17 protein-coding genes and 2 pseudogenes are annotated in these 24,404 nt (G+C 72.2%); 8 read left to right on the forward strand and 11 right to left on the reverse strand.

The features are described 5' to 3' along the window. Positions 1 to 16 precede the first annotated feature (16 nt). Positions 17 to 418, reverse strand: a complete 402-nt coding sequence (locus ABZ956_RS11725) for an ATP-binding protein (RefSeq protein ID WP_361890680.1) — start codon at positions 416 to 418, stop codon at positions 17 to 19. A gap of 486 nt (positions 419 to 904) precedes the next feature. Here ABZ956_RS11725 and ABZ956_RS11730 point away from each other — a divergent pair, with 486 nt between their 5' ends. From ABZ956_RS11730 to ABZ956_RS11755, 6 genes and pseudogenes are all read left to right on the forward strand, one after another. Then, on the forward strand, positions 905 to 2,107 hold the full coding sequence (locus ABZ956_RS11730; protein WP_361891432.1) for an ROK family transcriptional regulator: 1,203 nt from the start codon (positions 905 to 907) through the stop codon (positions 2,105 to 2,107). A 166-nt stretch (positions 2,108 to 2,273) separates the two neighbouring features. Then, positions 2,274 to 3,383, forward strand: coding sequence for a substrate-binding domain-containing protein (locus tag ABZ956_RS11735; RefSeq protein WP_361890683.1), 1,110 nt, complete (start codon positions 2,274 to 2,276; stop codon positions 3,381 to 3,383). Between the two features lie 37 nt (positions 3,384 to 3,420). Beyond that, positions 3,421 to 4,197, forward strand: a pseudogene (locus tag ABZ956_RS11740) (ATP-binding cassette domain-containing protein); the annotation flags it as partial. Between the two features lie 92 nt (positions 4,198 to 4,289). Further along, on the forward strand, positions 4,290 to 5,585 hold the full coding sequence (locus ABZ956_RS11745) for a sugar ABC transporter permease (RefSeq protein ID WP_361890685.1): 1,296 nt from the start codon (positions 4,290 to 4,292) through the stop codon (positions 5,583 to 5,585). Positions 5,586 to 5,803: 218 nt separating this feature from the next. Beyond that, a complete protein-coding gene (gene dxs / locus ABZ956_RS11750) occupies positions 5,804 to 7,768 on the forward strand; it encodes a 1-deoxy-D-xylulose-5-phosphate synthase (RefSeq protein ID WP_361890688.1) in 1,965 nt (654 codons plus the stop codon). Positions 7,769 to 7,991: 223 nt separating this feature from the next. Next, the gene (locus tag ABZ956_RS11755) at positions 7,992 to 9,524 is read left to right on the forward strand and encodes an amino acid permease (RefSeq protein ID WP_361890690.1); all 1,533 of its coding nucleotides are present in this window, start codon (positions 7,992 to 7,994) and stop codon (positions 9,522 to 9,524) included. 42 nt (positions 9,525 to 9,566) lie between these two features. On the opposite strand, the gene ABZ956_RS11760 is transcribed toward ABZ956_RS11755, so the two are convergent. Then, entirely contained in the window at positions 9,567 to 9,959 is a 393-nt protein-coding gene (locus tag ABZ956_RS11760; protein WP_361890692.1) for an NTP pyrophosphohydrolase, read from the reverse strand. Between the two features lie 117 nt (positions 9,960 to 10,076). Here ABZ956_RS11760 and ABZ956_RS11765 point away from each other — a divergent pair, with 117 nt between their 5' ends. After that, positions 10,077 to 11,162 carry a hypothetical protein gene (locus ABZ956_RS11765; RefSeq protein ID WP_361890695.1) on the forward strand — a complete coding sequence of 362 codons (1,086 nt, stop codon included), beginning with the start codon at positions 10,077 to 10,079 and terminating at the stop codon, positions 11,160 to 11,162. Positions 11,163 to 11,179: 17 nt separating this feature from the next. Here the strand turns inward: ABZ956_RS11765 and ABZ956_RS11770 are convergent, their stop codons facing one another. From ABZ956_RS11770 to ABZ956_RS11785, 4 genes and pseudogenes are all read right to left on the reverse strand, one after another. Then, complete coding sequence (locus tag ABZ956_RS11770) at positions 11,180 to 12,289, reverse strand: NlpC/P60 family protein (protein ID WP_361890697.1); 1,110 nt, start codon at positions 12,287 to 12,289, stop codon at positions 11,180 to 11,182. A 31-nt stretch (positions 12,290 to 12,320) separates the two neighbouring features. Beyond that, complete coding sequence (locus ABZ956_RS11775; protein ID WP_361890699.1) at positions 12,321 to 12,803, reverse strand: poly-gamma-glutamate biosynthesis protein PgsC/CapC; 483 nt, start codon at positions 12,801 to 12,803, stop codon at positions 12,321 to 12,323. Positions 12,804 to 12,880: 77 nt separating this feature from the next. Continuing rightward, positions 12,881 to 14,062 (reverse strand): annotated as a pseudogene (gene pgsB / locus ABZ956_RS11780) (poly-gamma-glutamate synthase PgsB); the annotation flags it as partial. Between the two features lie 4 nt (positions 14,063 to 14,066). Then, the gene (locus ABZ956_RS11785; protein WP_361890702.1) at positions 14,067 to 16,316 is read right to left on the reverse strand and encodes a HAMP domain-containing protein; all 2,250 of its coding nucleotides are present in this window, start codon (positions 16,314 to 16,316) and stop codon (positions 14,067 to 14,069) included. Positions 16,317 to 16,620: 304 nt separating this feature from the next. Between ABZ956_RS11785 and ABZ956_RS11790 the strand changes: the two genes are divergently transcribed. Then, a complete protein-coding gene (locus ABZ956_RS11790; protein WP_361890705.1) occupies positions 16,621 to 17,679 on the forward strand; it encodes a hypothetical protein in 1,059 nt (352 codons plus the stop codon). Between the two features lie 48 nt (positions 17,680 to 17,727). Here ABZ956_RS11790 and ABZ956_RS11795 read toward each other — a convergent pair whose 3' ends face one another. The 5 genes from ABZ956_RS11795 to ABZ956_RS11815 form a co-directional block, all read right to left on the reverse strand. Then, positions 17,728 to 19,854, reverse strand: coding sequence for a 3-hydroxyacyl-CoA dehydrogenase NAD-binding domain-containing protein (locus ABZ956_RS11795; RefSeq protein WP_361890708.1), 2,127 nt, complete (start codon positions 19,852 to 19,854; stop codon positions 17,728 to 17,730). Beyond that, positions 19,851 to 21,071: an acetyl-CoA C-acyltransferase gene (locus ABZ956_RS11800; RefSeq protein WP_361890711.1), complete on the reverse strand. Its 1,221-nt coding sequence runs from the start codon at positions 21,069 to 21,071 to the stop codon at positions 19,851 to 19,853. The genes ABZ956_RS11795 and ABZ956_RS11800 overlap by 4 nt, the downstream gene beginning before the upstream one ends. Positions 21,072 to 21,325: 254 nt before the next feature. Continuing rightward, a complete protein-coding gene (locus tag ABZ956_RS11805; protein ID WP_361890713.1) occupies positions 21,326 to 22,606 on the reverse strand; it encodes a ribonuclease D in 1,281 nt (426 codons plus the stop codon). Positions 22,607 to 22,684: 78 nt separating this feature from the next. Beyond that, a complete protein-coding gene (locus ABZ956_RS11810; protein ID WP_071963467.1) occupies positions 22,685 to 23,344 on the reverse strand; it encodes a response regulator transcription factor in 660 nt (219 codons plus the stop codon). 301 nt (positions 23,345 to 23,645) lie between these two features. Next, positions 23,646 to 24,341: a DUF3000 domain-containing protein gene (locus ABZ956_RS11815; RefSeq protein WP_361890716.1), complete on the reverse strand. Its 696-nt coding sequence runs from the start codon at positions 24,339 to 24,341 to the stop codon at positions 23,646 to 23,648. Between the last annotated feature and the right edge of the window lie 63 nt (positions 24,342 to 24,404).

Below are 24,404 nucleotides of genomic sequence, written 5' to 3' on the forward strand. Positions count from 1 at the left end.
CCCCACGGGCCGCCCCTCACGCCAGGGTGAACCAGACCGCCTTGCCCCCGCCGTGCGCGGCGGGGGACACCCCCCAGGCCGTGGCGCAGCTGTCGATGAGGGCCAGCCCCCGCCCCGACTCCTCGTCCACGCCCGCCCTGCGCCGCGCCGGGACCGCCGGGCCCGTGTCATGGACGGCCACGTGCAGGGTCCGCAAGCGGCAGCCGAGGTGGACCGTCACCGGGGACTTCGCGTGCACCACGCCGTTGGTGACCAGCTCCGTGGCGAGCAGACAGGCGGTGTCGGCGAGATCCGAACGGCCGTGCCGCCCCAGCGCGAGGCGCAGCGAGTTGCGGACGACGCCGACCATCCAGGGCTGCGCCGGGATCCGGAGGGTGTACCACCAGTCGGCGGTGGCCAGTTGAGGGTCCTCGCACATGCTCGGGGCTCCGTTCGTTCTTGCCGCGGAAGCCCCCAACTATCGGGCAGAGCGCCGGGGCGCATCGCGCCGGACGGGCGCCGGGCATCCGGCGCCGGCGGTGGTTATGTCGGATGAACATGCCGCGGGACCGCTGGAGTGCGGACGTGCCCCGATCCGTCGGCCGGCGGAGCGGCGAACGGTGGATTCGCCCGTTCGAGTTACCGCGACCGACCGGTGCGCCCCCACCCTCGGTGCCCGGGGCAACGGTCCGCTCCGTACGATATGGCGTCGGCGCGAGGTCGCCGGGAGCCCCCGGGAGAGGCCCGGAGGGCCTCGGTACGGCAACGGTGCCGTGGCCGGGATCGCCGTCAAGCCCTTGACGGGACGCAAGCCGTGCGGCGAGCTTAAGAGTTCACATGTTGTATGGATGGCCGGGCTCCAGAGCTGTAGCCCGGCCGGCGGGGCGGCGGTCGTGCCGGCCCGGTGAGGCGGGAGTGGATGGGCGTGGAGACTCCGGGGTCGCAGTCGTCGCTGCACCGGGCCAACCTGGAGCGGGTCGTGCGCGCGGTGCGCATGGCGGGGTCGCTCACCCAGGCCGAGATCGCCCGGGCCACCGGGCTGTCGGCCGCCACCGTCTCCAACATCGTCCGGGAGCTCAAGGACGGTGGAACGGTCGAGGTCACCCCCACCTCCTCCGGTGGCCGGCGGGCGCGCAGCGTCTCCCTCTCCGGGGACGCGGGCATCGTCGTGGGAGTCGACTTCGGCCATACCCACCTGCGGGTCGCCATCGGCAACCTCGCCCACCGGGTGCTGGCCGAGGAGGCCGAGCCGCTCGACGTGGACGCCTCCGCCACCCAGGGCCTGGCGCGCGCGGAACACCTGGTCACCAGCCTGGTCAAGGCGGCGGGCATCAGCCCGGGCAAGATCGTCGGAGTGGGGCTCGGGGTCCCGGGCCCGATCGACGTGGAGTCCGGGGTGCTCGGCTCCACCGCGATCCTGCCGGGCTGGGCCGGCACCAACCCCCGCGACGAGCTCGCCGGCCGCCTCGACGTGCCGGTCCACGTCGACAACGACGCCAACCTCGGCGCCCTCGGCGAGCTGGTCTGGGGTGCCGGCCGGGGGGCCAGGGACCTGGCCTACATCAAGGTGGCCAGCGGCGTCGGCGCCGGCCTGGTGATCAACGGGGAGATCTACCGGGGCCCGGGCGGCACCGCCGGCGAGATCGGCCACATCACCCTGGACGAGTCCGGCCCGGTCTGCCGGTGCGGCAACCGCGGCTGCCTGGAGACCTTCACCGCGGCCCGCTACGTCCTGCCGCTGCTGCACTCGGCCCACGGCGCCGACCTGACCGTGGCGCGGATGGTGCGGCTCGCGCAGGAGGGGGACCCGGGCTGCCGGCGGGTCATCTCGGACGTCGGCCGGCACATCGGCAGCGGTGTGGCGAACCTGTGCAATCTGCTCAACCCCAGCCGCGTCGTGCTCGGCGGCGACCTCGCCGACTCCGGCGAGCTGGTGCTCGCGCCGCTGCGCGAATCCGTCTCGCGGTACGCGATCCCGAGCGCCGCCCGGCAGCTGGAGGTCGTCCCCGGCGCCCTGGGCGGCCGGGCCGAGGTGCTGGGCGCCCTGGCGCTCGTCCTCAGCGAAATGGGCGATTCGTCATTGCTGGACGAGACGCTGCCCGCGCACGCCCCCACGGTGAACCGATAGGGCATTCGCCCGTTTCCCGCGTGGCGCTCTTGAGTTCACGCAGATAACGAATGGCATCGTTGCCATCTCGTTAAGAATTTACTTCTTGACGCTCCCTTGACGGCCGAGTTGACTTCCAGCCACCTCGGCCGCAACGACGCGGCCTCGTCAGGGAGGTATCTGCACCATGAATTCGCATCTGCGTCGTGCCGTCGTGGCCATCGCCGCCGTTTCCATGGCCACCGGGCTGGCCGCCTGTGGCAGCGCCAAGGAAGCCGGCGACAACGGGGAGAAGAAGAAGGACAAGAAGGGCCCGCTGACCATCGGCCTGCTGCTCCCCGAGAACCAGACCGCGCGTTACGAGCGGTTCGACAAGCCGCTGATCGAGAAGAAGATCAAGGAATTGGCGGGGGCGGACACCGTCGTCCTCTACGACAACGCCAAGCAGGACGCCGCCGTCCAGCAGCAGCAGGTCGACACGATGATCACCAAGAAGGTCGACGCGCTGATCGTCGACGCGGTGGACGCGAAGTCGATCGCCAGCTCGGTGAAGAAGGCCAACGACAAGGGCATCCCCGTCGTCGCCTACGACCGCCTGGCCGAGGGCCCGGTCAAGGCCTACACCTCCGTCGACAACGAGCGCGTCGGCAAGATCCAGGGCGAATCGCTGCTCAAGGAGCTCGGCGACAACGCCGCCAAGGGCCAGATCGTGATGATGAACGGCGCGATCACCGACCCCAACGCCAAGATGTACAAGGACGGCGCCCACTCGGTGCTCGACGGCAAGGTCAAGATCGGAAAGGAGTACGACACCAAGGAGTGGAAGCCGGAGAACGCCAACGAGAACATGAAGGGCGCCATCTCCTCGCTCGGCAAGGACACCATCGTCGGCGTCTACTCCGCCAACGACGGCATGGCCGGCGGCATCATCACCGCCCTCAAGAGCGCCGGCTTCGACAAGCTCCCGCCCGTCACCGGCCAGGACGCCGAGCTCTCCGCCGTGCAGCGGATCCTCTCCGACGAGCAGTTCATGAGCGTCTACAAGCCGTACAAGCCCGAGGCCGACGCCGCCGCCGAGCTGGCCGTCGCCCTCGCCCAGGGCAAGGGCACCGACGGGGTCGCCAAGACCACCGTCGACAGCGGCACCCAGAAGAAGATCCCCGCCATCATCGTCACCCCCTTCGCGCTGACCAAGGCGGACATCGGCCAGTACGTCGGCAAGGAGGGCTTCTTCACCCTGAACGAGATCTGCACCGAGAAGTACAAGGCGCAGTGCGACCAGGCCGGACTGAAGTAAGCCCCCAGGCTGCCGCCCCCTCGGGGTGGTGAAGGAGATGATTCACGTGTCCGCTACGCCCGTGCTGGCGTTGCGCGGAATCTCCAAGCGGTTCGGTGCCGTCCAGGCGCTCACCGACGTAGAGCTGGAGATCCACCCCGGCGAGGTGGTCGCCCTGGTCGGCGACAACGGCGCCGGCAAGTCCACCCTCGTCAAGACCATCGCCGGAGTGGGCCCCGCCGACGACGGCGTCATCGAGTGGGAGGGCCGGCCCGTCACCGTCGACCGGCCGCACGTCGCCCAGGAGCTGGGCATCGCGACGGTCTACCAGGACCTCGCGCTGTGCGACAACCTCGACGTCGTCGGCAACCTCTTCCTCGGCCGCGAGATCGTCCGCGGCGGAGTGCTGGACGAGGTCGAGATGGAGCGCCGCTCCCGCGAGCTGCTGTCCACCCTCTCCATCCGCATCCCCAGCGTCAGGATCCCGATCGCCTCGCTCTCGGGCGGCCAGCGGCAGACCGTCGCCATCGCCCGCTCGCTGCTCGGCGAGCCCAAGGTCGTCATCCTCGACGAGCCCACCGCCGCGCTCGGCGTCGAGCAGACCGCGCAGGTCCTCGACCTGGTCGAGCGGCTGCGCGAGCGGGGCCTGGGCGTCATCCTCATCAGCCACAACATGGCCGACGTGAAGGCCGTCGCCGACCGGGTCGCGGTGCTGCGCCTCGGCCGCAACAACGGCACCTTCGAGGTCCGCACGACCTCCCAGGAAGAGATCATCTCCGCCATCACGGGCGCCACGGACAACGCCGTCACCCGCCGCCGCGCCCGCTCCGCGGAGGCCGCCGGGGCCGCCCCGGCCGACACGGCGGGCGAGGCGGAGAAGAGCACCCAGGCCCCGCACGCCGACGAGCCCGAGAAGGAGGCGGGCGCATGAGCACCAAGCTGCCCACGTCGTCCCCCGAGCCGGCCGCCAACGGCAACGGCCAGGCCCCCGCCCACGAGGCCGTCCCCGCCGTCGACCCGCGCCTGCTGGTCCGCGAGGAGGGCTTCGCCGGCTACTGGAGCGAGTTCCGCCGCAAGCTGCGCAGCGGTGAGCTGGGCTCACTGCCCGTGGTCGTCGGGCTGCTCGTCATCGGCCTGGTCTTCCAGCTGCGGGACTCCGCCTTCCTGGGGGCGGAGAACCTCTCCAACCTCTTCGTCACCGCCGCCGGCACCGGCCTGATCGCGGTCGGCATCGTCTTCGTGCTGATCCTCGGCGAGATCGACCTGTCGGTGGGCTCGGTCAGCGGCCTGGCCGCCGCGGTCTTCGCCGTCCTCAACGTCATGCACGGCATGGCGGAGTGGCTGGCCTTCCTCCTGGCCATCCTCTCGGGCGCCCTGGTCGGCGCGCTGCACGGGTTCTTCTTCGCCCGCATCGGCGTACCCGCCTTCGTGGTCACCCTGGCCGGCCTGCTCGGCTGGAACGGCCTGATGCTGCAGGTGCTCGGCTCCAACGGCACCATCAACCTCGACGACTCCGGGCTGGTCGCGGGGCTGACCAACCACTACTTCACCGACGTGGCCGCCGCCTACGGCCTGGCCACGCTGAGCGTCGTGGCGTTCTTCCTCCTCTCCCTGCGCGACAGCAGGCGGCGCGAGGCGGCCGGCGTCCCCAGCCGCCCGCTGAGCGAGATCGTCCTGCGCACGGCCGCCCTGGCGGTGCCCGCCTATGTGGTGGCGTGGCTGTTCAACCAGTACAAGGGCCTGCCGCTGGCCGTGGTGATCTTCCTGGGGATCGTGGTGGCGCTCGACTTCGTGCTGCGCCGCACCTCCTACGGGCGGAAGGTCTTCGCCCTCGGCGGCAGCGTCGAGGCGGCCCGCCGGGCCGGCATCGACGTCGCGGCGATCAGGATCTCCGTCTTCGCCCTCTCGGGGACGATGGCGGCGCTCGGCGGCATGTTCCTGGCCTCGCAGATCAACGCCGCGAACCAGTCCTCGGGCGCCGGCAGCCTGCTGATGAACGCCATCGCGGCGGCCGTCATCGGCGGCACCAGCCTCTTCGGCGGCCGGGGCAAGACCTGGTCCGCGCTGCTGGGCGTGCTGGTGATCCAGTCCATCGCCTCCGGCATGGCCCTGCTGGGCATCGCCTCGGCCGTCCAGTACATGATCACCGGTGCGGTGCTGCTGGCCGCCGTGGTGATCGACTCGGTCTCCCGCAAGACCCAGAAGACGGCCGGACGGGCGTAATCCTCGTACGTACGAACGGGTGGGCCCCGGACCTGCGCGGTTCGGGGCCCACCCCTGCCCTTTCGGGCGGTTTGGGTGACTGTTCGGCCGATCGCGTGACGCAGGTCGCAACACCCGTTCATCGCCACAGCAGGCGGAACATTAGACTCGACGGATCTGGAAGCTTCCGGGCTTCTGCACGCTTCGAACAAGCCGACAGCTCGATGAAGGAGGCACGGGTGGCCCTGCTGACCCGCATCAGGGAACCGCGCGACCTGGACCGGCTGACCCCGGAGCAGCTCGACCGGCTGGCCGCGGAGATCCGCACCTTCCTCGTCGACGCCGTCTCCAAGACCGGCGGGCACCTCGGGCCCAACCTCGGTGTGGTCGAGCTGACCATCGCCCTGCACCGGGTCTTCGACTCGCCCAAGGACAAGATCCTCTTCGACACCGGCCACCAGGCCTACGTCCACAAGGTCCTCACCGGCCGCCAGGACTTCTCGAAGCTGCGCGCCAAGGGCGGCCTGTCCGGCTACCCCTCGCGCGCGGAGTCCGCGCACGACGTCATCGAGAACAGCCACGCCTCCACGGTGCTGGGCTGGGCCGACGGCCTCGCCAAGGCCAACCAGGTCCTGGGCAAGGACGACCACGTCGTCGCCGTCATCGGCGACGGCGCCCTGACCGGCGGCATGGCCTGGGAGGCGCTGAACAACATCGCCGTCGCCAAGGACCGCCCCCTGGTCATCGTCGTCAACGACAACGAGCGCTCCTACGAGCCCACCATCGGCGGTCTGGCCAACCACCTCGCCACCCTGCGCACCACCGACGGCTACGAGCGCTTCCTGGCCCGCGGCAAGGACCTCCTCGAGCGCACCCCCGTCGTCGGCAAGCCCCTCTACGAGACGCTGCACGGTGCGAAGAAGGGCCTGAAGGACTTCATCGCCCCGCAGGGCATGTTCGAGGACCTGGGCCTGAAGTACGTCGGCCCCATCGACGGCCACGACATCGAGGCCCTGGAGTCCGCGCTCCAGCGCGCCAAGCGCTTCGGCGGCCCCGTCCTCGTGCACTGCCTCACCCAGAAGGGCCGCGGCTACAAGCACGCCGAGCAGAACGAGGCCGACCGCTTCCACGGCATCGGCGCCATCCACCCCGACACCGGCCTGCCCGTCGCCTCCGGCGGCGCCAGCTGGACCTCGGTCTTCGCCGACGAGATGGTCGAGCTCGGCCGCGAGCGCGAGGACATCGTGGCCATCACGGCCGCCATGATGCAGCCGGTGGGCCTCGGCAAGTTCGCCAAGGAGTTCCCCGAGCGGGTCTACGACGTCGGCATCGCCGAGCAGCACGCCGCCACCTCGGCCGCGGGCCTGGCCACGGGCGGGCTGCACCCGGTCTTCGCGGTGTACGCCACGTTCCTCAACCGCGCCTTCGACCAGGTCCTCATGGACGTGGCCCTGCACAAGTGCGGCGTCACCTTCGTCCTGGACCGGGCGGGCGTCACCGGCGACGACGGCGCCTCGCACAACGGCATGTGGGACATGTCGATCCTGCAGGTCGTCCCCGGCCTGCGCATCGCCGCACCGCGCGACGCCGACCAGGTGCGCGCCCAGCTGCGCGAGGCCGTCCAGGTCAAGGACGCGCCCACCGTCGTGCGCTACTCCAAGGGCACCGTCGGCCCCGCCGTCGAGGCCGTCGGCCGGATCGGCGGCATGGACGTGCTGCGCCGGCCCGCGCAGGGCACGCTCACGCCGGACGTCCTCCTCGTCTCCGTCGGCGCGCTCGCCCCGATGTGCCTGGAGATCGCCGACCTGCTCGACAAGCAGGGCATCTCCTGCACCGTCGTCGACCCGCGCTGGGTCAAGCCCGTCGACGAGGCCCTGCCGGGCCTGGCCGAGCAGCACCGCGTCGTCGTCACCGTCGAGGACAACGGCCGCGTGGGCGGTGTCGGCGCGGCGATCGCGCAGGCGCTGCGCGACGCGGGCGTCGACCTGCCGCTGCGCGACTTCGGCATCCCGCCGCGCTTCCTCGACCACGCCTCCCGCAAGGAGATCATGGCGGAGATCGGGCTCACCGCCCCCGACATCGCCCGCCAGGTCACCGGGCTGGTCGCCAAGCTGGACGGGCGCTTCGACGATGAGGCGGCCGAGGCGGCCGAGACCACCGGGAGCGCCGGTGCGCCCGAGGCCGTCGAGGCCGTACGCGACTGACGGCGGCTCACGCCCCTCCTCTCACCTCCCGCCGTGCCCCAGGGTCGGCCGGTCACCCCCTGTGCGGGTGGTCCGGTCGGCCCTTCGGCATGGATGCGCCTGTCCTCCATCGGGTGAATCCTGGACGGGGCGGCTGTGGCCGCCCCCGTACGGCCCCGATCATCGCGGACACTCGATCGGTTCAGGGAGGACGAGTGACGCCGAGCAGCGTGGAGGTGAGCCGATGAGCACAGAGCAACCCGTTGGAGGCAGCGGCCGCGGCCGGAGCGGTATGTTCCGGACCAAGACGGTGGAACAGTCCATCCAGGACACCGAGGAGCCGGAGCACGCGCTCCGAAAAGACCTCTCCTCGCTCGACCTCACCGTGTTCGGTGTCGGTGTCGTCATCGGCACCGGCATCTTCGTGCTCACCGGAAAGGTCGCCAAGCAGAACGCCGGCCCCTCGGTGGCGCTGGCCTTCGTCCTCGCCGGCATCGTGTGCGGGCTCGCGGCGCTGTGCTACGCCGAGTTCGCCTCCACCGTGCCGGTGGCCGGGTCCGCGTACACCTTCTCGTACGCCTCGCTCGGCGAACTGCCCGCGTGGATCATCGGCTGGGACCTGATCCTGGAGCTGGCGCTGGGCTGCGCCGTGGTCTCCGTCGGCTGGTCCGGCTACATCCGCTCGCTGATGGACAACGCCGGCTGGCATCTGCCGGGACCGCTGACCGGACCGCACCACGGCGACTTCGGCTTCGACCTCCTGGCCTGCGTGCTCGTGCTGGTGCTGACCGGCATCCTGGTCGCCGGGATGAAGCTGTCCTCGCGGGTGACGGCGGTCGTCGTCGCCGTGAAGGTCACCGTCGTGCTGATCGTCATCATCGTCGGCTCCTTCTTCATCACCGGCGCCAACTACGAGCCCTTCATCCCGCCCTCCCAGAGCGCCGAGGGCGGCAGGGGGATCGCCGCCCCGCTGGTCCAGCTGATGTCCGGCTTCACCCCCTCGCACTTCGGCGTCATGGGCATCTTCACCGCCGCCGCCGTGGTCTTCTTCGCCTTCATCGGCTTCGACATCGTCGCCACCGCCGCCGAGGAGACCCGCAACCCCCAGCGCGACGTGCCGCGCGGCATCCTCGGCTCGCTCGCCATCTGCACCGTGCTGTACGTGGCGGTCTCCATCGTCGTCACCGGCATGCAGAAATACACCGAGCTCTCCACGGACGCGCCCCTGGCCGACGCCTTCAAGGCATCCGGGCACCCCTTCTGGGCCGGCCTGATCAGCTTCGGCGCGGCCGTCGGCCTCACGTCCGTCTGCATGATCCTGCTGCTCGGACAGAGCCGGGTGTTCTTCGCGATGAGCCGCGACGGGCTGCTGCCGCGCTTCTTCTCCACGGTCCACCCGCGCTACGGCACGCCCTACCGCTCGACGATCCTCCTGGGCGTCGTCGTGGCGGTCGTCGCCGGCTTCACCTCGATCGACGTGCTGGCCGAACTCGTCAACATCGGCACGCTCTTCGCCTTCGTCGTCGTCGCGATCGGCGTCATCATCCTGCGCCGCACCCGCCCCGACCTGCCGCGGGCCTTCCGCACCCCGTTCGTGCCCGCCGTCCCCGTGCTGTCCGTACTGGCCTCGCTGTGGCTGATGCTGAATCTGCCGGCCGAGACCTGGGTGCGGTTCGCGCTGTGGATGGCCCTCGGCGTCGTCCTCTACTTCGTCTACGGGCGCCGCTACAGCAGGATCAGCGGGGCACCGCACCGCCCCGAGCCGCCCAAGGTCTGACCGCCCGCCCGCCGGGGCCCGGGGCCGTCGCGGTCCCGGGCCCTACGGCCGTACCGTGCGCGGCCCGGTCACCTCGGCACCCAGCGCCGCCACCCGCGCCCGCAGCGCGCGGTCGGCGGTGACCACCACACAGCGCCGGCCCACCTCGCGGGCGGCCACCACCTCCACGATCCGGTCGTCCCCGCTGCCGCCGGCCGCCTCCACCCGCACCCCCGGCACACCCGCGAGGGCGCGCGCCGCCCCCTCCACCACCAGCACCACCTCGAGCGGGCCCGGCAGCGGCGGGCTCACCGCCCCTTGCGGCAGCCCGTGCGCGGCGTACTCCACCAGGCGGTCACGCAGTCTTCCGGCCGCCCCCAGCCGGTCGCGCCACCAGCCGTCGGGCACGCTGCCGACGACATTCGCGGCATCCACGACAAGAAGAGCAACAGTCATGGCGACAGCCTCGCATGCCGCCCCGCGCCCGGAATTCGCCCCCGGTCACAGTGTTATCGTCGAGGGCCCACGAACAGGGCCCATGGTCAAAGAGAGGCTGGTCAGCGAGGAATGGCAGTGCGGACGGCCACCACCACCGGCTGGTTGCTGCGAGGCAAGGACGGCCGGCTGACGGCCTACGCCCCGGCCCCCGGCGGCATCGTCCGCTGGACCGAGACCCGCCCCGGTGGCCCCGAGTGGAGCGGACCGCAGCGGTTCGAGGTGCCGGGCCTGGAGCCGTACGTCTCCATAACCCAGAGCGCCCAGGGCTACGTCTTCCTCGCCGGAATCCGCCGCCGCGCCCACGAGGACGGCCGGGCCGAGACCGACGTCGTCTACACCACCCAGTTCCAGTCGGGCCGCGCCCTGACCAACTGGCGCTCGATCGGCACCCCTTACGGCCAGGACTGGGAGCGCGCCGACCAGATCGGCACCCCCGTCGCGGTCGTGGACGGCGTGGGCCTGCACCTGTACTTCCGCAACGCCGGCCGCGGCGTCAGCGGACGCCGCCAGGACGCCCGCGGCATCTGGGGGCCGTGGCTGGACCTGCACGGCAGCCGCGTCCTTGACGCGGGGGCCGCCGGCGTGAGCGCCCAGGGGCGCGTGGAGCTGCTCGCCTCCACCGCGGACAGCGTCCTGCGCTGGCGCCAGGAGGAGCCCGGCGGCCCGCTGAAGCGGGTGAAGGACACCCCCGCCAAGTCCCTGACCGGCTCGTTCAGCTGCGCCCCGGCGGACGGCGACCGCGTCAGCCACTTCTGGCGCGCCGGCGCCGACTCCGTCCTGCACGTCCAGCACGCCCCCGCCCCGGGCGGTGAGGAGAGCGCGGAGGCCCCCGCCCCCGTCGCGCTGACCTCCCTGGGCACCGGCGGCACCGGCCCGGTCGCCGTCCTGCGCACCACCCTCGACGGGCAGGACTGCACGGTCCTGGCCCAGCGCTCCGCCTCGGGCCTGCCGGCCGTGGCCGCCTACGCCACACGCGACGAGGCCGCCACCGACGCCACCTGGTCCGAGACCGGCGAGGAGTGCGTGGGCGCCCCCGCCCTGGCCCTCGACGCCGCCGGCCGCGTCGTGGCCGCCGCCCTCGCCACGGACGGCACCCTGCGCGTGGCCCGCCAGCGCCCGGACGCGCGCGGACTGGCGCTGGGGGACTGGGTACGCGTCTAGGCCCCGTCCCCGGCGGCTCACAGCCGCTTGGCGCTGCGCAGCCCCGTCGCGTAGAAGCCGTTGCCGTCCAGGCGGGCCGTGCCGCCCTTGTCGCCGAACGTGGGGCCGTTGGCCTCCTCGCGGCTGGAGATGAAGCGGGGCTTGCCGTCCGTGTCGAGGCCCAGGTAGATCCCGACGTGGTCGAGGCGGTCGCCGGTGCGCTTGTCGATGTCGAAGAAGACCAGGTCGCCCGGCTGGAGCTTGTCGGTGGCCTCCGGCCGCTTGCCGTTCAGCTCCAGGACCTCGACGCCGGGGGAGAGGCGGGCCATGCCGTTGGAGGTGCGGGCCAGGCCGTCGCCCTTGGCGTCCTTGCCCAGCAGAGGGTAGCGGGCGCGGTAGCCGAAGACGGTGCGTACGAAGCCCGAGCAGTCCATGGCGCGCAGCCGCTGGGGCTCGGGGCGCTCGACGGTGCCGTCGCGGAAGGTGTACGGGATGCCCAGGTAGTCGTAGAAGTCGGACTGCTCCAGGCGCATGTCGCCCGCCTGGGAGCCGCCCGGGTTGAGCGGGCCGAACTGGGCGTCACCGGCGTAGAAGATGCCGCGCGCGTCCTTCTTGCGGGGAGCGCCGTCCAGGTACTCCATGGAGATGGCGAAGATGTCCGGGTCCTTCGCGCCCAGGCTCCTGTCGAACCACTCCTTGAACCAGGAGTCCTTCTCCGATCCCTCCTGCCACGCCTCCGGCAGCAGCCGCACCCAGCTGTCGGTGACCACCTTGGCGGAGGTGAACTTCGGCTCGGCGAAGGTACGGCTGGGGCCGGTGAGGACGGCGGTACGGGCGTTGTCGGTGAAGGTCGCCAGGACGCTGCCGTCGGCGGAGCGCACGACCGTACGGGCCGGGTTCGCCAGCCGCTCGAAGCGGCGCTCACCGGCGGGAACGGCCTTGCCGCCGGAGGAGCCGCCCGAGCCGGCGCCCACGGACTCGACCGGCGGGGCCGTGTCCTGTTGGCGCTCGCGCAGCTCGACGGTCAGATAGGCGCTGGTGCCGAGCAGGCCGAGGACCACGAGCGTCTGCAGCGCGCGGCGGCCGCCCTGGCCCCGGGCCTTCTTCCGGGCCTTCGGCTGCTTGCGTTCCGTTGACTTCCGGGACATGGGTGTGCGCTCCGTCGGGAAGGAGAGGGGATCAGGCGGTGGGCATGAAGCCGAGCAGGATCCCGGCGGTCAGGACGACGTAGTTGGCGAGCGAGACCGTGCCGGTGGCCAGCAGGGTCGCGCCGCGGGGCTGGCGCACCAGCTGATAGGCGATCAGACCGGGGACGATGAAGCCGAGGGTCTGGTTGGCGTACATCAGCGGGAACTGCTGCTGGAGGATGAGGTGCAAGGTCGCCTGCAGCACCACGCCGGTCAGCACGACGGCGGCGAACAGCCGCTTGCCGTAGAGAATGACGTGACGCTGCAGCAGCAGCGTCGCCAGGTAGGTCAGGACGGTGATGCCGACGACCATGGCCGCACGCTGGAGGTCCTCGACGAGGGTGAGGGCCAGCCAGCCAGGGGTGATCATGCCGCCGGGGGAGAGATTGGTCGTCAGATAACAGACCAGGGAGAACAGCAGGCCCAGCGCGATCCCGATGGCGGCGATCTCCGGGGTGAGGACGGCGGGGATCAACGGAAGTCTCCTGAAGGATCTATGTACGTCGGGACATACACCGGGGGCTCCGCCGGCTGCTGTGCCTGCGCCGGCTCGTCGTCCGCCGGCAGTTCGGCCAGTCGCTCCAGCAGCAGCTCGCCCTGGCCGTGGATGTTGCCGATGGCCACCAGTGAGGCCCCGGGGCCGAGGCGGTCGAGGATCTCCCGCTCCAGCTCGGCGGCCTCCCGGCGGTCGCCGCCGAGATCGACGACCCGTTCGCGCCACTCGGCGGGGATCGCGTCGTGGGCGCTCTTGGTGGGGTGGCCGATGAGGAAGACCGAGTCCGGCGCCAGCCGGGGGATGATCTCGCCCATCTGACCGTTGCGCTCGACGCGGTCGGGACGGCAGTTGATGAGGACGTGCAGCGGCCGCTCGATCGCCCCCAGGCTCAGCAGCTGCTCGACGTTCATCAGCGTCGACTCCGGGTCGTTGGCCGCGAAGATGTTGGCGAAGCGGAACGGCATGCCCTCGCGGGTGCGGTAGCGCTCCACCGACAGCACGCCCGGGTCCGGCGGCGCGTCGTACATCCCCCGCAGCGCGGTCGCCCGGTCGACGCCCAGGAGCTCGGCGACGGCGAGGGCGATGGCGACGTTCTCCTTGAACGTGAACCAGCTGAAGCCGCGCAGCTCGGCGTCGCTGACCGTCTCCGGGTCCACGGCGATCAGCCGGCAGTCCCGCTTCGCCGCCTCCTCGCGCAGGATGTGCAGCCGGTCGCGCTCGGCCGTCACACAGATGCCGCCGTGCGGCATCGACCGGCTCAGGGAGCGCGCCACGTCGTCCAGGGTCGGGCCCATCTCGGCCAGGTGGTCCTCGCGGACGTTGCACAGCACGCCGATGGTGGAGCGGATCAGCTTGGTCTGGTTGACCTCCTGCAGGGCCGGCATGACGGCCATGCACTCGATCACCAGGGCGTGCGGGCGGTACGCGGCGGCCCGTCGCACGATGCCGATCTGCTCGACGACGTTGGCGATCCCGAACTTGCGGTAGACGGGCTCCTCGGTGGCGTCCGGGTGGATGAAGCGGGCCGCGGTGCCGGTGGTCTTGGCGACCGTGACCAGCCCGCCGCCGCGCAGCGCCCCCGCGCACAGGCGGGTGATGGAGCTCTTGCCGCGGATGCCGTTGATGAGCACCCGGGTGGGGATCAGCTCCAGATTGGTGAAGTGGCGGCGCTGCTCGACGACGCCGGCGACCAGGACGACGGCGCAGCAGATCACGAGCACGGTGTAGAGGAAGAGCACGGGCTCAGGTCCTTCCGGAGGGACGTGCCAGGCGCTGCCGGATCAGCTCCAGGTTCCGTACGACCGCGCCGACCTCGTCGTGGTGCTGGGGGAAGAGCACCGTCTTGCGGTCACCGCCGGCCAGGGCCTCGGCCCGGTCGGCGAGGGCGCGCAGCGGGCGGACGACGACGATGTGCAGCCAGCCCAGGCAGGCCACCGCGGCGCTCACGCCCAGCAGCCCGGCGAGCATGGTGCGCCGCTGGGCGGAGTGCTCGGGCAGCTCGAGCCAGGCGGTCGGCTGGGAGCTGATGACCTGCCAGTCCAGGTCCCGGACGGCGCCGCCGCCGGTGAAGGGGGAGGCCGCCGCGATGTCGGAGGAGCCGTCGGAGCGGTGCAGGAAGGCGGTGCCGGTGCCCTTTCCGCGCTTCTCCCGGGCGGCGTCCGCGAGGACCCCGAGGTGTTTGGACGGCAGCTCGGAGAAGGCGCGGAAGCCGTGGCCGCGGTCGGCGGCGATGACCCGGTGGCCCTTGTCGACGAGCCAGACCCGGCCGAGGCCGGGCCGGGTGACGAGCGAGATCAGGAACCGCGGGTCGTATTCGCCGACCACCGCACGGCCCTTGGCGCCGGGCACGGCCGCGTAGGCGGCGATGACGGGCTCCTTGCCGGAGGTGTTGAGCTGGGCGACGCCGTCCGGGCGGGGCGGCTTGCCGGAGGGGTGGCGCGGGGACTCCCCGGCCCGGGAGAGGACCTTGCCCTCGCCGTCGATCACGTAGACGGCGCGGTAGCGGCCGTGCTCGCGCAGCGTCCGGTCCAGGATGGCCTTGTCGGCGTCCCCGTCCTTGCCGGAGTCGTCCTGGCGGGTGCCGACGGCGACGGTCCGCGCCACGGAGGCCACGTCCGCCCAGCCCTCGTTGAGGGCCCGGCGGACCCGGTCGGAGGCGGTGTCGGTGCGGCGGCGCTGGTCGTCGACGAGCTGCTGGGGTACGGCCACGCCGCTGCCGGCCCGGTTGACGAGCAGCAGCAGCGGTGCCGCCCAGGCGAGCAGGACGAGCGCGCACACCACGACGGTGGAACGGGTGCCGAACCCGCCGCGCGCCCGGCCCGTACGGGTGGGCCGCCCGCCCAGCAGCTGGCCGCGCAGGCTCTCCAGGGCGGCGCCGACGCGGGCCGTCTCCCGGCCCCTGAAACGCGGCAGGGGGCGGTCCAGTTCACCCCGGGCGAGCCTGCGGCTCTCCAGGTACAGCCGCAGCAGCGGTCGCTGGACCGTCCGCAGCAGCACCCAGCACACGAGCAGGGCCAGGACGAGCAGGATGCCGGCCGCGACGAGTCCGAAGGCCTGGGTGCGCACGGTCCTGGAGTCGTCGGTGACCTTGACCGAGGTGATCACCGACAGGCCCAGGGCGCCGGCCGAGCTCGTCTCGCCGGGCGCGCGGCCCGCGGCGGCGTAGCCCACGGCCGTACGGACGTCGCCGCGCACCTCGCCCATGAGGTGGCCGCTGACGCCGGGGTGGCCGCCGGGCTCGGGGGTCTTCGCGGAGTCGGCCGCGGCCTTGCCGCGGGCCTTCTTCGCCCAGGACTTGCGGGCCACGGAGGGGCCGTCGCTGGCCAGGACGGTACCGGCGGAGTCCACGACCAGCAGGGAGCGGTTCTCGCCCGAGGAGATGCCTGGCACGTTGAGGGTGCCGGAAGCGACCAGCAGCCGGGTCTCCGCGCTGCCGCGCAGGGCGGCCACGACGAGCATCCGGGTCTCGCCGGACGGCAGTTTCACCAGCCGTGGGCCGAGGACGTCCCCGAGGTCTTTTCCTTCTTTATCGCGCTGACTGTCCTGATTGCCCTTGTCGTCATTTCCGGGCCGGCCCTTCAGCACGGTCGCGAGCGGGATGTTCTCGCCGCGCGCGGCGAGCAGGGTGCCGCCCGCCGGGTCGACGACGGCGGTGCCGCGCCACTTGTTGTAGACCTTGCCGAGGGTGTCCAGAACGGTGTCGGGCGACGTGCCGCCGCCGAACTGGGCGGCGGCGCGCTCGAGGTCGGTGATGCTCTCGTCGAGGGAGGCGCGCAACGACAGGGCGCCGTCCTCGGCCACGTGCTGCTGGGAGGTGAGAACGGCCGTGTCGATCGCCGTCCGGTCCCGGTCGCCGAGCACCAGCGCCGTCGTGCCGGCGACCGCCAGCAACAGCGCCAGCAGGGCGGCTATCGGGGGCCGGGCGCCGCCCAGCAGGGGCATGTCGGCGCGGCGGCGCGCCTTGCGCCGGCGGGGGCCGCGCGAAGCGGACAACAGTCTTCCTCTCGGTCGCGGCACGCGGGGCATGCCGGGACCACGGGGTGCCTGATCTGTCTGCCGCTCTGCGTATGCGTAGGGTAAAGCGATCGAAGTCTAGGGAAATTCGAAAGAATCACCAAAAGAGTCCGAGCGGTCTTGATCGCATTCTGTGCTTTGCCGTATCTATACCAAGGCCGCCGCTGATGCCGATTCACCCGATTCCGGTCCCCTATTCCGTATGAACGTCTTGTCCGACCGGGCACGGGGGACGATTCGGGCGCGGCGGGAACAGCCCCCGGGCGAGGGTATTTTTGCCGGCATGAAGCTCAAGCCGGCCATGGCGGCCACCGTCAGGCCCGCGCTGTTCGGCGCGGTGACATGGGCGCTGCTCGGCGGCCTCATCGGCTGCGCGCAGCCGCCCGCCCGCCCGCTCACGGGCCCTCAGAGCGGCGCGGCCGGCGGCCGGCAGGACGACGCGGCGGAACAGGGCACACCCGTCGACCTCGGCCGGCGCATCACCGCCTTCACCGACCGCATCGACCAGAACGGGCGGTACCGCGTCCCCGCCGTCCACGACCGCAAGGCCGTCGCCGACGGCGTCCGCCTGCTGCTGGACGGCGACCGCGCGGCCGCCGAGCAGGCGCTGGGCACGGCCGGCTACACCGTACGGACCCTCGTCGACCGGGCCGACGGCGGGCGGCGGTACGCCGAGGTGGCCGACGCCACCCCGGACGGCGACGCCACCCGGGGCTGGGGGCGGGTCTACGTCGACCTGCGCGGCCCCGCCCGCTGGTCGGTCCAGGTGCCGCACCCCACGGCCGACCTGCGCACCGAGCAGCTCGGACTCGGGCTGCTGCGCGGGGCCCCGGGCGGGGTGCTGATCCTCGCGGGCGCCTACCGCACCCTGGGCGACAGCGGCGACAAGGCCGACGAGGGCGCGGCCGACGTCGCGCACCGGTCGGACTCGGTCTTCGCCGCGGTCGCCGACTCCCTCGCCGACCGCCGGCTCCCGGCGGTCCAGGTGCACGGCTTCGCCGACAGCAGCCTTCCCGACCATGACGTGGTCGTCTCACCGGGCAAGGGCGACGCGGGACTTCCCTCGGCCCGGCGCCTGGCGGGCGGGCTGCGCAAGGAGGGGCTGCGGGTGTGCGAGGTGTGGCAGCGCTACTGCGGCCGGCTGGAGGGCCGCACGAACGTGGAGGGCGACCACGCGGACGCGGTGGGGGCCCCGTTCCTGCACGTGGAGCACAGCCGGCGGGTGCGGCTCGACGACACGCTCGTCGCGAGGGCGGTACGGGCGCTGGTGGAGGTGGCCAGGGGATGGAGCATGTCCTCAAACGCCGGACGGGCTGGAAAATCCAGCCCGTCCGGGGGTTGAGGACCGGGGGTCCGGGGGCGGAGCCCCCGAACCCCACGCGTGCGTGCGTTACGCCGGAACGCTCGCCACGCCCTGCGCGAGGAAGCGGCGGCCGAGCACCCGCTCCGAGACGCCCTCACGGTCCAGGTACGGCGTGATGCCGCCCAGGTGGAAGGGCCAGCCCGCACCGGTGATCAGGCACAGGTCGATGTCCTGCGCCTCGGCGACGACGCCCTCGTCCAGCATGAGGCCGATCTCCTGCGCGACGGCGTCCAGGACGCGGGCGCGCACCTGCTCCTCCGTCAGGACGCTGTCGCCCTGCACCAGAAGGGCGGCGACCTCGGGGTCCAGCTCCGGCTTGCCGGAGTCGTAGACGTAGAAGCCGCGCTTGCCGGCCTTGACCACGGCGGCCAGGTTCGGCGAGACCGTGAAGCGGTCGGGGAACGCGCCGTGCAGCGTCTCGGAGACGTGCAGGCCGATCGCCGGGCCGACCAGCTCCAGCAGCACCAGCGGCGACATCGGCAGACCGAGCGGCTCGACGGCCTTCTCGGCGGTGGCCACCGGGGTGCCCTCGTCGATGACGTTCTGGATCTCGCCCATGAAGCGGGTCAGGATGCGGTTGACGACGAACGCCGGGGCGTCCTTGACCAGCACCGCGGTCTTCTTCAGCTTCTTGGCGACGCCGAAGGCGGTGGCCAGCGAGGCGTCGTCCGTCCGCTCGCCGCGCACGATCTCCAGCAGCGGGAGGATCGCGACCGGGTTGAAGAAGTGGAAGCCCACGACCCGCTCGGGGTGCTTGAGCTTCGAGGCCATCTCGGTGACCGACAGCGAGGAGGTGTTCGTGGCGAGGATGGCGTGCTCCGGCACGACCGCCTCGACCTCGGCGAACACCTTCTGCTTGACGCCCATCTCCTCGAAGACGGCCTCGATGACGAAGTCCGCGTCGCCGAAGGCGGCGGCCTTGTCGAGGACGCCGGTCACCAGGCCCTTGAGGCGGTTGGCCTTGTCCTGGTTGATGCGGCCCTTGCCGAGCAGCTTGTCGATCTCGCCGTGGACGTAGCCCACGCCCTTGTCGACGCGCTCCTGGTCGATGTCGGTCAGCACGACCGGCACCTCCAGGCGGCGGGCGAACAGCAGCGCCAGCTGAGAGGCCATCAGACCGGCGCCGACGACGCCGACCTTGGAGACCGGGCGGGCGAGCGACTTGTCCGGGGCGCCGGCGGGCCGCTTGGCGCGCTTCTGCACCAGGTTGAAGGCGTAGATGCCGCTGCGCAGCTCGCCACCCATGATCAGGTCCGCGAGGGCCTGGTCCTCGGCGTCGAAGCCCTGGCGCAGGTCGCCGTTCTTGGCGGCGGCGATGATGTCCAGCGCCCGGTAGGCGGCCGGGGCGGCGCCGTGCACCTTGGAGTCGGCGATGAAGCGGCCGCGCGCGACGGCCTGGTCCCAGGCCTCGCCGCGGTCGATCTCGGGCCGGGACACCTCGAGCTCGCCCTTGAGGACGGACGCCGTCCACAGCAGCGACTGCTCCAGGAAGTCCGCGCCCTCGAAGATCGCGTCGGCGATGCCCAGGTCGAAGACCTGCTTGCCGCGCAGCTGCTTGTTCTGGTTGAGCGAGTTCTCGATGATGACCGACACCGCGCGGTCCGCGCCGATGAGGTTCGGCAGCAGGGTGCAGCCGCCCCAGCCGGGCACCAGGCCCAGGAAGACCTCGGGCAGGGAGAACGCCGGGAGCGCCGCCGAGACCGTGCGGTAGGTGCAGTGCAGGCCGACCTCGACGCCGCCGCCCATCGCCGCGCCGTTGTAGTACGCGAACGTCGGGACCGCCAGCGAGGAGAGCCGCTTGAAGACGTCGTGGCCGCCCTTGCCGATGGCCAGCGCGTCCTCGTGCCGCTTCAGCAGCTCGACGCCCTTGAGGTCGGCGCCGACGGCGAAGATGAACGGCTTGCCGGTGATGCCGACGCCGGTGATCTCGCCCGCCTTGGCCTCCGCCTCGACCTGGTCGATCGCGACGTTGAGGTTGGCCAGGGACTTCGGGCCGAAGGTGGTCGGCTTGGTGTGGTCGAAGCCGTTGTCCAGCGTGATGAGCGCGAACCGCCCCGCACCCGGCAGGTCGAGGTGGCGCACGTGCGCCTGGGTGACGACCTCGTCGGGGAACAGCTCGGCCGCGCCCTTCAGGAGCTCAGCGGTGGTGCTCACTTGTTGCCTCCGTCGAAGTGCGGGTTCTCCCAGATGACCGTTCCGCCCATGCCGAAGCCGACGCACATCGTGGTGATGCCGTAGCGGACGTGCGGCTGCTCCTCGAACTGGCGGGCCAGCTGCGTCATCAGACGGACGCCGGAGGAGGCCAGCGGGTGACCGAAGGCGATCGCGCCGCCGTACTGGTTGACGCGCGGGTCGTCGTCGGCGATGCCGTAGTGGTCCAGGAGCGAGAGCACCTGCACCGCGAAGGCCTCGTTGACCTCGAACAGGCCGATGTCGTCGATCGACAGGCCGGCCTTGGCCAGCGCCTTCTCGGTGGCCGGGACCGGGCCGATGCCCATGACCTCGGGCTCGACGCCCGCGAAGGCGTAGGAGACCAGGCGCATCTTGACCGGCAGGCCCAGCTCGCGCGCCACGTCCTCGGCGGCGATCAGCGAGGCGGTGGCACCGTCGTTGAGACCGGCGGCGTTGCCCGCGGTGACCCGGCCGTGCGGACGGAACGGGGTCTTCAGGCCGGCCAGGTTCGCCAGCGTGGTGCCCGGACGCATCGGCTCGTCGGCGGTGGCCAGGCCCCAGCCCGTCTCGCCGCCCTCGGGAGAGGTGCGGCGCACGGAGATCGGCACCAGGTCGGCCTGGATCTTGCCGTCGGCGTACGCCTTGGCGGCCTTCTCCTGGCTGCGCACGGCGTACTCGTCGGCGCGCTGCTTGGTGATGTGCGGGAGGCGGTCGTGCAGGTTCTCCGCCGTCATGCCCATGAACAGGGCGGACTCGTCGACCAGCTTCTCCGAGACGAAGCGCGGGTTCGGGTCGACGCCCTCGCCCATGGGGTGACGGCCCATGTGCTCGACGCCGCCGGCCAGGGCGATGTCGTAGGCACCGAGGGCGACGCCGCCCGAGACGGCCGTCACGGCGGTCATCGCACCAGCGCACATGCGGTCGATGGAGTAGCCGGGGACCGACTGCGGCAGGCCCGCGAGAATGCCGGCCGTACGCCCGAGGGTCAGCCCCTGGTCACCGATCTGCGTGGTCGCGGCGATGGCGACCTCGTCGATGCGGGCCGGGTCCAGGTCCGGGTTGCGGCGCAGCAGCTCCCGGATGCACTTGACGACCAGGTCGTCGGCGCGGGTCTCGTGGTAGATGCCCTTCGGGCCCGCCTTGCCGAACGGGGTGCGGACGCCGTCGACGAAAACGACGTCCCTAGCGGTACGAGGCACGTTGGCTCTCCTCCAGGTGCGGATCGCTGCGCGGGCATGCCGAGACGGCTCCGCCGCGGTGCGGGCTGACACCGGTCATGCTACTTGCGGGTAACCATGCTGCCCAGACCCTTCGGCGGGAGCGGCGAAGGTCACATTCCGCCGCCGGGGTGCCCCTGCACGGGGCTCCGCCCCGGACCCCGGTCCTCAAACGCCGGACGGGCTGGAAATCCAGCCCGTCCGGCGTTTGAGGACAAGAAGTGGTGAAAGGTGGCTCAGGCCGTCGTCGTCTCCGCGAGGGCCTTCACCAGCACGGGAGTGACCTGCTCCACCTGCCACGCCCGCGCGCCGTGCGCGGAGAGGATCTCCGCCACCGTCTCCGGCGTGGGGTCCTTCGGGGGCTCCCAGCACAGCCTGCGCACCGTGTCCGGGGTGATCAGGTTCTCCTGCGGCATCGTGAGTCGCTCGGCGAGCTCGGAGACCGCCGAGCGGGCCGCCGAGAGCCGGGCGGCCGCGACCGGGTCCTTGTCGGCCCAGGCGCGGGGCGGCGGCGGGCCCGTCAGGGGCTGGCCCGGCTGCGGGAGCTCCGCGTCCGGCAGGGCCCTGGCGCGGTCGACCGCGGCCTGCCACTGCTCGAGCTGCTTACGGCTCATCCGGTGCCCGAAGCCGGGCAGCGCGGCGAGGGCGTGGGCGTTCGGCGGCAGGCTGAGGGCGGCCTCGACGATCGCGGCGTCGCCCAGCACCTTGCCGGGGGAGACGTCGCGCCGCTGGGCGATGTGGTCGCGCACCGTCCACAGCTCGCGGACCACGGCCATCTGCCGGCGCCGGCGCACCTTGTGCATGCCGGACGTGCGCCGCCAGGGGTCCTTGCGGGGCGGGGCGGGCGGCGCGGAGGCGATGGCGTCGAACTCCTCGCGGGCCCAGTCCAGCTTGCCCTGCTCCGCCAGCTCCCGCTCCAGCGCGTCGCGCAGGTCCACCAGGAGCTCCACGTCCAGCGCGGCGTAGCGCAGCCAGGGCTCGGGCAGCGGGCGGGTGGACCAGTCGACGGCGGAGTGGCCCTTCTCCAGGGCGTACCCGAGGACGTTCTCGACCATGGCTCCGAGCCCCACCCGCGCGAATCCCGCGAGCCGTCCCGCCAGCTCCGTGTCGAAGAGCCGCGCCGGAGCCATCCCTATCTCGCGCAGGCACGGCAGGTCCTGGGTGGCTGCGTGCAGCACCCACTCGGCGTCGGCGATGGCCTCGCCCAGGGCGGACAGGTCGGGGCAGCCGACCGGGTCGATCAGCGCGGTCCCGGCGCCTTCGCGGCGCAGCTGTACGAGGTAGGCGCGCTGGCCGTAGCGGTAGCCGGAGGCGCGCTCGGCGTCGACGGCGACGGGGCCGGTGCCCGCGGCGAAGGCCGCGACCACCCGGGCCAGGGCGTCGGCGTCGGCGACGACCGGGGGCATGCCTTCACGCGGTTCCAGCAACGGGATCGGCGCCGAATCGACGTCGTCCGGGGGGCCGCCCCCGGTGGTTCGCAGTGTCGTGTCTGCTGCGGTGTCTTGGGCGTCGGTCACCGGTCAAGGGTATCTGTGGATGGCAAGCGCCCGTCGCCGGAACGTTCCGGCGACGGGCGCGGCGCGGTTTCCCGCGGGTCAGTGGATGATGCCGGTGCGCAGGGCCACGGCCACCATTCCGGCCCGGTCCCCCGTACCGAGCTTGCGGGCGATGCGGGCGAGGTGGCTCTTGACGGTGAGTGCCGAGAGCCCCATCGAGACGCCGATGGCCTTGTTGGACTGGCCCTCCGCAACCAGCCGCAGCACCTCCACCTCGCGTCCGGACAGCTCACGGTAGCCACCGGGGTGGCCGGGGGCGCCCGGTGGGCGCCGCTGCATGCGGGCGGCGGCCGAGCCGATGGGGGCGGCCCCGGGACGGCCGGGGACGCCGAGATTGGTACGGGTGCCGGTGACGACGTAGCCCTTGACGCCGCCCGCGAGGGCGTTGCGCACGGCGCCGATGTCATCGGCGGCGGACAGGGCCAGACCGTTGGGCCAGCCCGCGGCGCGGGTCTCGGAGAGCAGTGTCAGGCCGGAGCCGTCGGGAAGGTGGACGTCGGCGACGCAGATGTCGCGCGGGCTGCCGATGCGCGGCCGGGCCTCCGCGATGGACGACGCCTCGATCACGTCGCGCACGCCCAGCGCCCACAGGTGGCGCGTGACGGTGGAGCGGACCCGGGGGTCCGCGACGACGACCATGGCGGTCGGTTTGTTCGGGCGGTAGGCGAGGCTAGCGGGTTGCTCGAGGAGAACGGACACCAGGCCTCCATTGGGGGGAGTGGCGGGGACCGGTGCCGACTTGGGGATAAGCCGGGGCGATCCGTATGGGAAGGGTCACAAGGTCCTTCGGCAATGAAACGGCCCGGCTTTAGGGAATGATCACGAATTGATGAGTAACAATTCGGGCAATTCGGACGATTGCCCGATCGAGTTGCTCATTTTTGTCACCGGAGATGGCGGAAACCCTGCCGAACAATGGCAGAAACGCACCGCCGGAGACCATCCGGGACACACCGGTGCCCCGGCACGGACGGGCGGGAGCGCGGGAAGGAGGCGCCCCCTAGCGGCTGCTGTGCGGCCCCCGGCGCTGGGGCAGGGTCACGATGCCCGCCTCCGGGGCGCCGCCCGGCGGCAGCCCCGCGATCTGACACAGCAGATCGCACCACGCCGACAGATGCGCCGCCGTGTCCGGCGCCGCTGCCGCGCCCGCCACGCCCGCCGCACCTGCCGGGCCGGCCGGGCCCGCGGCGGCCTTGGCCGGGGCCGGCGACCACGACGCCCGGATCTCGATCCGCGTCGACGGCTCCCGCTCCCGCAGCCCGCCGAAGTAATGGGAGCTCGCCCGCGTCACCGTGCCGCTGGGCGCCGTGTACGGCACCCGCCGGGCCTCCAGAGCACCCGTCAGCCAGGTCCAGCACACCTCGGGCAGCAACGGGTCCGCCGCCATCTCCGGCTCCAGCTCCGCGTGCACCAGCGTCACCAGACGGAACGTGCCGCCCCACGCCTCGTGCCCCGCCGGGTCGTGCAGCAGGATCAGCCGCCCGTCCGCCAGCTCCTCGTCGTCCACCACGACCGCCGCCTCCAGCGCGTACGAGAAAGGCGCCAGCCGCTGGGGCGGTGGTGTGGCGTCCAGCTCGATCTCGGGCCGCAGGCGTACCCCTTGCAGCCCCGCGACCGCTTGCCGGAAGACGGACGGGGTGCCCTCCCCATCCGCGTCGTCCGGACCGTCCGAGAGGTGTCCCTGCGCCGCAGCCATGCCCGGAAGACTAGGCGGAACAACCCGCGGTTCCGGGTAGGGACACCCACACGGGCGGGTCAC

The organism is Streptomyces sp. NPDC046261 (genome assembly GCF_040646235.1).
GTDB lineage: Bacteria > Actinomycetota > Actinomycetes > Streptomycetales > Streptomycetaceae > Streptomyces.

Bases quoted from the DNA above. Each gene is read 5' to 3' on its own strand.
- ABZ956_RS11735 (WP_361890683.1), top strand. From the start codon at position 2,274: ATGAATTCGCATCTGCGTCGTGCCGTCGTGGCCATCGCCGCCGTTTCC.
- ABZ956_RS11745 (WP_361890685.1), top strand. From the start codon at position 4,290: ATGAGCACCAAGCTGCCCACGTCGTCCCCCGAGCCGGCCGCCAACGGC.
- ABZ956_RS11770 (WP_361890697.1), bottom strand. From the start codon at position 12,289: ATGTCCCGGAAGTCAACGGAACGCAAGCAGCCGAAGGCCCGGAAGAAG.
- ABZ956_RS11815 (WP_361890716.1), bottom strand. From the start codon at position 24,341: ATGGCTGCGGCGCAGGGACACCTCTCGGACGGTCCGGACGACGCGGAT.
- ABZ956_RS11725 (WP_361890680.1), bottom strand. From the start codon at position 418: ATGTGCGAGGACCCTCAACTGGCCACCGCCGACTGGTGGTACACCCTC.
- ABZ956_RS11790 (WP_361890705.1), top strand. From the start codon at position 16,621: ATGAAGCTCAAGCCGGCCATGGCGGCCACCGTCAGGCCCGCGCTGTTC.
- ABZ956_RS11755 (WP_361890690.1), top strand. From the start codon at position 7,992: ATGAGCACAGAGCAACCCGTTGGAGGCAGCGGCCGCGGCCGGAGCGGT.
- ABZ956_RS11760 (WP_361890692.1), bottom strand. From the start codon at position 9,959: ATGACTGTTGCTCTTCTTGTCGTGGATGCCGCGAATGTCGTCGGCAGC.